This is a genomic window from Mesorhizobium sp. WSM4844, assembly GCF_055811775.1.
The window spans coordinates 134,302-144,794 of record NZ_JBVVQB010000014.1 but is presented as its reverse complement, the minus strand read 5'-3'; the positions used below and the strand labels follow the sequence as shown (position 1 = coordinate 144,794).

Below are 10,493 nucleotides of genomic sequence, written 5' to 3'. Positions count from 1 at the left end.
TTCCCCGCTCCCATCCCTCAAATCATCTGCAGGCCCTGCTTGCGCCTCGGCGGCGGGAAGGCGCGGTCGATTTCGGTGAAATCCTCACGCGTAAGCTCGATGTCGAGCGCCGCGACATTCTGGCGGATATGCTCCTGCTTGCTGGCCTTTGGAATGGCGATGAGGCCGTCCTGTGCCATCACCCAGGCCAGCGCCAGCTGAGCCGGCGTCGCATCGTGGCGGGCGGCGATGGCTTCGAGGCTGGCGTTGCGCGCCAATACGCCCTGGTCGACCGGCGAATAGGCCATCAGCGGAATGCCGCGCTGCCGGCTCCAGGGCGCAAGGTCGAATTCGGGGCCGCGCTGGGACAGATTGTAGAGGATCTGGTTGGTCTGGACGCCGTCGCCGGCCGGCAGGCTGACCAGTTCCTCCATCTCATGAGTGTCAAAATTGCTGACGCCCCAATGGCGGATCTTGCCGGCTTTTTTCAACGCTTCGAAGGCCTCGACCGTTTCCGCCAGCGGCACGCTGCCGGGCCAGTGCAGCAGATAGAGATCGATGCGGTCGGTGCGCAGATGCCTGAGGCTTGCCTCGCAGGCAGCCGGCACGCCGGTGCGCGAGGCGTTGGACGGCAGCACCTTGGAGACCAGGAACACCTCGTCGCGGCGCCCGGCAATAGCATCCGCCACCACTTTCTCGGCGCCGCCGCTGGCATACATTTCGGCGGTGTCGATCAGCGTCATGCCGAGATCCAGCCCAAGCTTCAGGGCATTGACCTCATCGGCATGGCGGCGGGCGTCCTCGCCCATTTTCCAGGTGCCTTGACCCAGCACCGGAACGGCTTCGCCCGAGGGCAATGTCGTGGTTCTTATCGTTGACGGCATGGCGTGCTCCAGTCGAGGCCCGATGGCTGATGCTACTTCACCGGATGGGCGGCCAGCCAATCCTGCATCTGCTTGATCTCGGCTTCCTGCGCCGCGATCACCGCTTCGGCCAGCTTGCGCATTTCCGGATCCTTGCCATTGGCAAGCTCGACCTTGGCCATGTCGATAGCCGCCTGGTGATGCGGGATCATGCCGCGGGCGAAATCGACATCGGCATTGCCGGAATATTCGATCGCCATCATCGCGGTGTGCATCTTGTCCATCGCCGCCTTGTAGCTGTCGGTCGAGGCGCCCTGCGCGCCCATCGCTGCCATGTCGTGCGCCCCCATGTCGTGTTTCGTCTCCTGGGCTTGCGACGGAATGCTTTCCAGGAAAACGGCAAGCAGCATTCCGGCCGCCATCAGCAACAGCACGATCTTCTTGGCCAACGTCATTCATGATCTCCTTTTTGAACGAGTTCCTATCTGGGAACTTGGCTCAGAGTTTCAACGCCCTGAGCCGCAACGCGTTGGTGATCACCGAAACCGAGGACAGGCTCATAGCCGCTGCCGCCAGCATCGGCGACAACAGCGTGCCGGTGAGCGGATAGAGCACGCCGGCGGCGATCGGCACGCCAGCACGTTGTAGAGGAAGGCGAAGAACAGGTTCTGGCGGATGTTGCGGATCGTCGCTTGGGCGAGCGTGCGGGCCCGAACGATGCCGTTGAGATCGCCCTTGACCAGCGTGATCCCGGCGCTTTCGACCGCGACATCGGCGCGGGTGCCCATGGCGATGCCGACATCGGCGGCGGCCAGCGCCGGCGCGTCGTTGACGCCGTCGCCGGCCATGGCGACGCCGCCGCCGCTGGCGCGCAACTCCTCGACCAGCGCGCTCTTCTGTTCCGGCAGCAGGCCGGCACGCACCTCGTCGATGCCGAGTTTGCTTGCGATGGCCTTCGCCGTGCGTTCGTTGTCGCCGGTCGCCATGATGATCTTCAGGCCGCGCTCGTGCAGCGCCTTGATCGCCTCTGATGTCGTCGCCTTGATCGGGTCGGCGACGGCGACGATGCCGGCCAGTTTGTTGCCGACGGCGACGAACATCGCGGTCTTGCCCTCGGCCTGCAGCGCCTCGGCGCTGGTCGAGACGGATGCGATTTCGATGCCGAGAGCGGCCATTATCGCGGCGTTGCCGAGCGCCACCCTCTGTCCCGACACCGTGCCGGAAACGCCCTTGCCGCTGACCGCCTGAAACCGCCGGCGTCGGGAATCTTTACCCCGCGTTCCCGGGCGCCTTCGACGATCGCCTCGGCCAGCGGATGCTCCGAGCCCTTTTCGAGGCCGGCGGCAAGGGCCAGCAGATCATCGTCCGCCCTACCCTCGGCAGCGACGACGTCGGTCAATCTCGGCCGGCCTTCGGTCAATGTACCGGTCTTGTCGACGATCAGCGTGTCGACCGAGGCAAAGCGCTCGAGCGCCTCGGCGTCCTTGATCAGCACGCCGGCATGCGCGCCGCGCCCTGTGGCGGTCATGATCGACATCGGCGTGGCAAGCCCCAGTGCGCAAGGACAGGCGATGATCAGCACCGAGACCGCCGAGACGATGGCAAAGATCAGGCTGGGTTGCGGCCCGAAGTTCGCCCAGGCGATGAACGCAACGATCGCAACCACGACGACGGCCGGGACGAAATAGAAGGAGACGCGGTCGGCCAAGTCCTGGATCGGCGCGCGCGAACGCTGAGCCTTGGCGACGAGCGCGACGATGCGCGCCAGAAATCGACCAGTTCCGGGTTCGGGCCCTCGTCGCCGGCCGGCACGCCCATCAGTTCCAGCGCCATCCCGCAGATCGGGCAGCGCCTGACTTGTCGCGGACGATTTCTGGATGCATCGGACAGGTGTATTGCGTGCCTTTCGGCATCGCCTGCTGCTCCGGCCTGTCGCCAAGATACTTTGCCGGCTCCGCCTCGAACTTCACCTTGCAACCGGCCGAGCAGAAATAGAAGCCCTGGCCTTCATGCCGGGAAAAGTGCTTCGCGGCGGCACGCTCGACACGCATGCCGCAGACCGGATCGGTGGCGGCAATGTAGTTTTCCGGCTCGGCCGTGAACCTCGAACGGCAGCGCTCGCTGCAGAAATGATAGCGATGGCCGCCATGCTCGGCGGTCGGCTTGCCGGCGGCCGGATCGACGGTCATGCCGCAGACCGGGTCGCGAATGACCGCGTCGGCGACGGACGGAGCAGCTTTCGGCGAGCAGCAACCGCTGGTCGTGGTCGGAATGCGTCAATGCGGAAAGACCGCTCTGTCTCGAACTTGCAACAGAGGTAGTGCTTCCAGTGACTGGAAGGTCAAGGGCCAATTTCGACCTTTGGTGCCGTGGTGCATGCCGGACTGCCTGACCCAAACCGCTTCCATGCTTATGGCCGCCGCCACTTCCGGGCTTGGCAACATCGTCCAGCAAGACCATCTATCAAGTGCGGCAGGAGGCGATCATCCGGTTTCGACTCCCGTGGAGAGCCTTTCTGTCCGCCCCATACCCAGCGCCGCGAAAACGCGCTATAGACGCCGCCAAAACGGCGAGGCCGAACGGCACTTATGGCAAGAATCTCTCTAAAGCTCGACGAACTGATCGACGGCGAAGCCTTGCGCCGCGAGATGACTGCGCTGACTGAGGCCACGGCAGGCGACGGCTCCGGCAAGGCTGCGCGAACTGGTGTTCTCCAGCTTCTCAAAGGCAGGCTGGCCGTCGGCCGCAGCATCGCCGAACGCATGCTGATGGACGACGGCAGCGGCACTGCCTGCGCCGCCCGGCTGTCGCATCTCATGGACGAAATCATCCGCGCGCTCTACGAGTTCGCCACCACCCACGTCTATCGCGTCAAGAACCCGTCATCGGCCGAACGCATGGCCGTCGTCGCGGTCGGCGGCTATGGCCGCGGCACGCTGGCGCCGGGATCCGATATCGATCTGCTCTTCCTGCTGCCCTACAAGCAGACGCCATGGGGCGAGCAGATCGTCGAATACATGCTCTACGTGCTGTGGGACCTGGGGCTGAAGGTCGGCCACGCCACCCGCAACATCGACGAATGCCTGCGGCAGTCGCGCACCGACATCACCATCCGCACCTCGATCCTGGAGGCGCGTTTCCTGTGGGGCGAGCAGAAGCTCTATGACGAGCTCTTGCAGCGCTTCGACCGCGAGGTGGTGCGCACGACCGGACCCGAATATGTGCAGGCCAAGCTTGCCGAACGCGACGAGCGTCATGCCAAGGCCGGCGAAAGCCGCTATCTGGTCGAACCCAACGTCAAGGACGGCAAGGGCGGCCTGCGCGACCTGCAGACGCTGTTCTGGATCGGCAAGTATTTCTACCGGGTCCGCACCGGCGAGGAACTGGTCGACAAGGGCGTCTTCACCGGCACCGAATACCGGGAATTCCAGAAGGCCGAGGACTTCCTGTGGGCGGTGCGCTGCCACATGCATTTCCTCACCGGCAAGGCCGAGGAACGGCTGCATTTCGACATCCAGCGCGAGATCGCCGAGCGGCTGGGCTACACCACACATCCGGGCCTGTCGGCGGTCGAGCGCTTCATGAAGCACTACTTCCTCGTCGCCAAGGACGTCGGCGATCTGACCCGCATCTTCTGCGCGGCGCTAGAGGAAGAGCAGGCCAAGCATGTGCCGGGCTTCAACCGCATCTTCCTCACCTTCTCGCGCCGCAAGCGCAAGCTTGCCGGCACGTCCGATTTCATTATCGACAACCATCGCATCAACATCGCCGACGACCTGGTGTTCGAGCGCGATCCGGTCAATCTCTTGAGGCTGTTCTGGTTCGCCGACAAGCACGGGCTGGAATTTCACCCCGATGCGCTGAAGCTGCTGACCCGTTCGCTCGGCCTCGTCGGCAAGGCGCTCAGGCGCGACGAGGAAGCCAACCGGCTGTTCCTCGACATATTGACGTCGGACCGCAACGCCGAACTCAATCTCAGGCGCATGAACGAGGCGGGACTGCTGGCAAAGCTGATCCCGGATTTCGGCAAGATCGTCGCCATGATGCAGTTCTCGCTGTACCACCACTATACGGTGGACGAGCACCTGATCCGCTGCATCGGCGTGCTGGCCGAGATCGAGCGCGGCGACGGTGAAAAGGTCCACCCGCTTGCCCACTCGCTGATGCCGGGGCTGAAGAAAAGCCGCGAGGCGCTCTATGCCGCGGTGCTGCTGCACGATATCGCCAAGGGCCGGCCGGAGGACCATTCCGAAGCTGGCGCCCGGATCGCGCGGCGGATCTGCCCGCATATGGGGCTGTCGGCGGCCGACACCGAAACGGTCGCCTGGCTGGTCGAGAACCATCTCGTCATGTCGATGACCGCGCAGACCCGCGACCTCAACGACCGCAAGACGATCGAGGACTTTTCCGCGATCGTGCAGTCGGTTGAACGGCTGAAGCTGCTGCTCGTCCTGACCGTCTGCGATATCAGAGGCGTCGGGCCTGGCGTCTGGAACGGCTGGAAGGGTCAGTTGCTGCGCACGCTCTACTACGAAACCGAACTGCTGTTGACCGGCGGGTTTTCGGAAGTGTCGCGTGCGATGCGCACCGCGGCCGCCCGCGAAAAGCTGGCCGAGGCGCTCGCCGATTGGCCGGAAAAGGCGCGCAAGCGCTATGTCGCCAAGCACTATGAGAATTATCTGCTGGCGGTCGATCTCGCCGACCAGCTTCGCCACGCCGAATTCATCCGCGAGGCGGATGCGGCGGGCAAGAAGCTCGCCACGATGATCAAGACCCACCAGTTCGAGGCGGTGACCGAGATCACCGTGCTGGCGCAGGACCATCCCCGCCTGCTGTCGGTCATTGCCGGCGCCTGTGTGGCGGCCGGCGGCAACATCGTCGATGCGCAGATCTTCACCACCTCCGACGGCCGCGCGCTGGACACCATCCTGATCTCGAGGGAATTCGACCGCGACGAGGACGAACGCCGCCGTGCCGAACGCGTCGGCCGGCTGATCGAGGACGTGCTGTCGGGCAAGAGCTGGCTGCCGGAGATGATCGAGAAGCGCACCAAGCCGCGGCGCGGCGCCAAGGTCTTCCGCATCCAGCCGCGCGCCGAAATCCGCAACACGCTGTCGAACCGGTTCTCGGTGATCGAGGTCGAGGGGCTGGATCGGCCGGGCCTGCTGTCCGAGATCACCGGGGCGTTGTCCGACTTGTCGCTCGACATCGCCTCGGCACACATCACCACCTTCGGCGAAAAGGTCATCGACACCTTCTATGTCACCGATCTCACCGGCCAGAAGATCGACAGCCCGACCCGCATGGCCGCCATCAAAAACAGGCTGATCGCCGTCCTCGAAGGCACCGTGCCCGAGCGCGGCGGCAAGGCCAAGGCTGCGGCCGAGTGACCGCCACCACTCATTTGTCCCAATCCTGCAGGCAGTCTCCAGACGCATGAGCCTTGTCAAAAAGTTCGCAACGGTCGCTTCCGGCACGCTGATGAGCCGCGCCCTCGGCTTCGGCCGCGAGATGCTGATGGCGGCCGCGCTCGGCACCGGGCCGATCGCCGACGCCTTCAACGCCGCCTTCCAGTTTCCCAACACCTTCCGCCGGCTGTTTGCCGAAGGCGCCTTCAACGCCGCCTTCGTGCCGCTGTTCGCCAAGGAGATCGAAACCCACGGCACCGATGGCGCCAAGCGCTTTTCCGAAGAGGTGTTCGGTGTGCTGTTCACGGCGCTGCTGGCGCTGACCATCGCCATGGAACTGGCGATGCCGCTGATCGTGCGCTACCTGGTGGCGCCGGGCTTTGCCGACTCGCCGGGAAAGTTCGAGATGACGGTCCGGCTCGCGACCATCATGTTTCCCTATCTGATCTGCATGTCGCTCGGCGCCATGATGGCCGGCATGCTGAATTCGCTGCGCCGCTATTTCGCCGCCGCGGTGGCGCCGGTGTTCCTGAACGTCATCCTCATCGGCGTGCTCGCCTATGCCTGGCACAAGGGATCGGACGCGCGCACCGTTGGCTTCGCACTGGCCTGGGGCGTGCTGGCGGCGGGGCTGGTGCAACTGGCGATCGTCTGGGTGGCGGTGCGCCATGCCGGCATCTCGATCGGCTTTCGCCGGCCAAGGATGACGCCCAATGTCAAGCGGCTGCTGATCCTGGCGCTGCCGGCGGCGATCACCGGCGGCATCACCCAGATCAACCAGCTGGTCGGCACCGCAATCGCCTCGGCGCAGGACAGCGCGGTGTCGTCGCTCGCCTATGCCGATCGCATCTATCAGCTGCCGCTCGGCGTCGTCGGCATCGCCGTCGCCATAGTGCTTCTGCCCGAACTGTCGCGGGCGCTGAAGTCGGGCAATCTGATCGAGGCGGCCAATCTGCAGAACCGGTCGGTGGAGTTCACGCTGTTCCTGACCTTGCCGGCGGCGGCGGCACTGCTGGTCATGGCGGAGCCGATCGTCGGGCTGGTCTACGAACGCGGCGCGTTTGCCGCAAACAACTCGACGCCGATCGTGGCGGCGATCCTGGCGATCTTCGGCTTAGGGCTGCCGGCCTTCGTGCTGATCAAGGCGTTCACCCCCGGCTATTTCGCTCGCGAGGACACGCGCACGCCGATGATCTTCGCCGCGATCTCGGTGGCGGTGAACATCACCACCGCGCTGACGCTGTTTCCGCAGATGGGCGCGCCGGGCATCGCCGTCGCTTCGGCCGTCGCCGGCTGGGTCAATGCGTTGATGCTGCTCGGCGTGCTGATCCGGCGCGGCCATTGGGGCCGCGACGTGCCGCTCATGAGACGCATCCCACGGCTGATGGTGTCGGCGGCGGTGATGGCGGCGGCGTTGTATTTTGCCGAACACTGGTTTGCCGCCAGCCTCGCTTCCGGCTCGCCGCTGGTGGTCAAGACTGCAACGCTGCTTGGGCTCGTCGCCGGCGGGGCGCTTCTTTATTTCGTCACCGCCTTCGCCATCGGGGGGGCGGATTTCGGCATGATCCGGCGCAGTATCAGGCGGAAGGGCTCCCCTTCCACCAGGGAATAGTCTCCAGATCCGTAAACCTAACCGCAGCGACCCCGTCGACAAGCATCAGTCTTCGCCGGACAATTCGTCATAGACCGGGCGCGGCAGCGGCTTACGTGCCTGCTTGCTAAGTTCGATCCCGAATTCGGCCCGAAGCCGCGCCGCTGTCTCCAGCGGCGTCTCGCGGCCATGCCGGCGCTCCAAAGCTTTCTCGTTTGAGATGGTCATCCATTTCTCGTCAGATCGTTTGCAGAATATGCTCCTATCATACCGCCCCTCATTGCCCTGCCGGGCATTTCTCCCCGTTTACGGGGAGAAAGAAGCTGGCTGCCCCTCGGCGCTCGTCCTGCAACGCCTGTCGTTGGCGAAACCGTCGACGACGGGTCTTTCTCCCCGTCACTATACGGGGAGAAATGCCCGGCAGGGCAATGAGGGGCAGCGCCGACCTGTCAAGCCGAGACAGGCGCTATAGGCGCCAACAACATCGAACAAGCAATCCGACCTGAAGCAATCGCTCTGCTGCGATCGCCTACAGCCCCTTGATCCGCTCCCCGCTCTCGTCCATAAGCGCGCCGTCGAAAGACTTTCGCCGCGCGCGAAACGGCCCTCCACAAGCCATGAGGACATATGACCGCCTTCAAGCCCCTCGTTTTTTCCGGCGTCCAGCCGACCGGCAATCTGCACCTCGGCAACTATCTCGGCGCCATCAAGAAATTCGTTGCCCTGCAGGACACCTCCGATTGCATCTATTGCGTCGTCGACCTGCATTCGCTGACCGCGCAGCTTGTCCATGAGGATCTCAAGGACCAGACGCGCGCGATCACCGCGGCGTTTCTCGCCTCCGGCATCGACCCGAAAAAGCACATCGTCTTCAACCAGTCGCGGGTCATGCAGCACGCCGAGCTTGCCTGGATCTTCAACTGCGTGGCCCGCATCGGCTGGATGAACCGGATGACGCAGTTCAAGGACAAGGCCGGCAAGGATCGCGAGAACGCCTCGCTTGGGCTGCTCGCTTATCCGAGCCTGATGGCGGCCGACATCCTTGTCTACCGCGCCACCCATGTGCCGGTCGGCGATGACCAGAAGCAGCATCTGGAGCTGACACGCGACATTGCGCAAAAATTCAACAACGACTTTTCGGACCGCATCGCCGGCCTTGGCGTCGGCGTCGAGATGAAGGTCGGCGAGGAGACCGTGAACGGTTATTTCCCGCTGACCGAACCGATCATCGGCGGACCGGCGGCGCGTATCATGTCGCTACGCGACGGCTCGAAGAAAATGTCGAAGTCGGATCCGTCGGACCTGTCGCGCATCAATCTGACCGACGATGCCGACAGCATCTCGAAGAAGATCCGCAAGGCCAAGACCGACCCGGAGGCGTTGCCTGGCGAATTGGACGGCCTGGCCGGCCGGCCGGAAGCCGAAAACCTGGTCGGCATCTATGCGGGTCTCGCCGAGATATCGAAGGAGGCAGTGCTGAAAGAGTTCGGCGGCCAGCAGTTTTCGGTGTTCAAGCCGGCGCTGGCCGACCTTGCCGTGGAAAAGCTGGCGCCGGTCGCCGGCGAAATGCGCCGCATTTCCGACGACCGCGCCTATGTCGACGCGGTGCTCAGGGATGGCGGCGAGCGGGCCGGCCTGCTGGCCGAGGCGACGATGAAGACCGTGCGCGACATCATCGGCCTGCTGCAGGGTTAATCTGCAGCCAATATCGCTACATCCGCCGGTCGCTTGCGGCCGGGCCGTGGCGGTGGCAGATTGCGACCGAAACTATTTGAGGTAGAATATGGTCTCCAAACGCCTCAGCCGCGAAGCCGGCCATCGCCGCAAGTTTTTGGCGATCATCGACGACACGCCCGAATGCGAACGGGCCGTCGTCTACGCCTCGAAGCGCGCGCAGAGCACCAGCGGCGTGCTGGTGCTGCTCTATGTGATCGAGCCGGACGATTTCCAGCATTGGCTGGGTGTCGAGAAGATCATGCGCGAGGAGGCCACCGCCACCGCGCGCGCCGCACTTGACAGCTATGCCAACAAGGTGCGCCAGAAGCTCGGCATCGAGCCGGAACTGGTGGTGCGCGAAGGCAAGCCGACGGAAGAGATCCACAAATTGATCGAGGAGGACCAGGATATCGCCATCCTCGTGCTGGCCGCCGGCGCCGGCAAGGAAGGGCCGGGCCCGCTGGTCGGCGCGGTCGCCGGCAAGGGCGCCGCCTTCCCGATCCCGGTGACAGTGGTGCCGCAGAACCTGTCAGACGAAGAAATCGACAGCCTGGCCTAAGGTGTGCTGATATTCAGGTGAGGCCGGCCTGCAAACGGCGGCTTCCTGTGCTTACTACAGCGCCGCGCGCCTTGTTGGGCGCGCAAAGGACGCTCTAGAACTCTGATTTTGCGCATGACCTTCCGAAATCAAATTCGATTTCGGAGTCATGCGCGTACCCAAAAGTACGCTCCGCTCCGGTTCTCGGAAACCGTCATTTTCGGCCCGGCCTGACCTGAATCTCAACACACCTTGGCGCAAAATCCCTGGCCAGCGCAAAAATCGAAGTGCTACAGCCCTTGCACGTCCAATAAGGACGCGCGGCGCTGTAGACGAAAATTCATTCTCTCGGGCGGCCGTTCCGGCGATGGCTTTCGCTTGAATGTCCTGCCGATAAG

At 64.1% G+C, this 10,493-nt stretch carries 7 protein-coding genes and 1 pseudogene; 4 read left to right on the top strand and 4 right to left on the bottom strand.

The window, feature by feature from the left end; genetic code table 11:
• Positions 1-17: 17 nt before the first annotated feature.
• The 3 genes and pseudogenes from AC0L2A_RS14355 to AC0L2A_RS14345 all read right to left on the bottom strand — a co-directional run bounded on the left by AC0L2A_RS14355 (position 18) and on the right by AC0L2A_RS14345 (position 3,115).
• Complete coding sequence (locus AC0L2A_RS14355) at positions 18-863, bottom strand: aldo/keto reductase (protein WP_473609254.1); 846 nt, start codon at positions 861-863, stop codon at positions 18-20.
• 32 nt (positions 864-895) lie between these two features.
• The gene (copM, locus tag AC0L2A_RS14350) at positions 896-1,297 is read right to left on the bottom strand and encodes a CopM family metallochaperone (RefSeq protein ID WP_473609256.1); all 402 of its coding nucleotides are present in this window, start codon (positions 1,295-1,297) and stop codon (positions 896-898) included.
• Positions 1,298-1,340: 43 nt separating this feature from the next.
• Positions 1,341-3,115 (bottom strand): annotated as a pseudogene (locus AC0L2A_RS14345) (heavy metal translocating P-type ATPase).
• Positions 3,116-3,430: 315 nt separating this feature from the next.
• Between AC0L2A_RS14345 and AC0L2A_RS14340 the strand changes: the two are divergent.
• A complete protein-coding gene (locus AC0L2A_RS14340; protein WP_473609257.1) occupies positions 3,431-6,232 on the top strand; it encodes a [protein-PII] uridylyltransferase in 2,802 nt (933 codons plus the stop codon).
• A 46-nt stretch (positions 6,233-6,278) separates the two neighbouring features.
• A complete protein-coding gene (gene murJ, locus AC0L2A_RS14335) occupies positions 6,279-7,862 on the top strand; it encodes a murein biosynthesis integral membrane protein MurJ (protein ID WP_473609258.1) in 1,584 nt (527 codons plus the stop codon).
• Between the two features lie 45 nt (positions 7,863-7,907).
• Here murJ and AC0L2A_RS14330 read toward each other — a convergent pair whose 3' ends face one another.
• Positions 7,908-8,069 (bottom strand): hypothetical protein, encoded by a 162-nt coding sequence (locus AC0L2A_RS14330; protein WP_236392065.1) that lies wholly within the window; start codon positions 8,067-8,069, stop codon positions 7,908-7,910.
• Between the two features lie 399 nt (positions 8,070-8,468).
• Between AC0L2A_RS14330 and trpS the strand changes: the two genes are divergently transcribed.
• Together trpS and AC0L2A_RS14320 are read left to right on the top strand one after the other, a co-directional pair.
• Positions 8,469-9,536, top strand: coding sequence for a tryptophan--tRNA ligase (gene trpS, locus AC0L2A_RS14325; RefSeq protein WP_128183356.1), 1,068 nt, complete (start codon positions 8,469-8,471; stop codon positions 9,534-9,536).
• Between the two features lie 88 nt (positions 9,537-9,624).
• Positions 9,625-10,116: a universal stress protein gene (locus AC0L2A_RS14320; RefSeq protein WP_023796709.1), complete on the top strand. Its 492-nt coding sequence runs from the start codon at positions 9,625-9,627 to the stop codon at positions 10,114-10,116.
• Positions 10,117-10,493: the final 377 nt, after the last annotated feature.

Coding starts and splice junctions, on each gene's coding strand:
- AC0L2A_RS14355 (WP_473609254.1), bottom strand. CDS start 863: ATGCCGTCAACGATAAGAACCACGACATTGCCCTCGGGCGAAGCCGTT.
- copM (WP_473609256.1), bottom strand. CDS start 1,297: ATGACGTTGGCCAAGAAGATCGTGCTGTTGCTGATGGCGGCCGGAATG.
- AC0L2A_RS14340 (WP_473609257.1), top strand. CDS start 3,431: ATGGCAAGAATCTCTCTAAAGCTCGACGAACTGATCGACGGCGAAGCC.
- murJ (WP_473609258.1), top strand. CDS start 6,279: ATGAGCCTTGTCAAAAAGTTCGCAACGGTCGCTTCCGGCACGCTGATG.
- AC0L2A_RS14330 (WP_236392065.1), bottom strand. CDS start 8,069: ATGACCATCTCAAACGAGAAAGCTTTGGAGCGCCGGCATGGCCGCGAG.
- trpS (WP_128183356.1), top strand. CDS start 8,469: ATGACCGCCTTCAAGCCCCTCGTTTTTTCCGGCGTCCAGCCGACCGGC.
- AC0L2A_RS14320 (WP_023796709.1), top strand. CDS start 9,625: ATGGTCTCCAAACGCCTCAGCCGCGAAGCCGGCCATCGCCGCAAGTTT.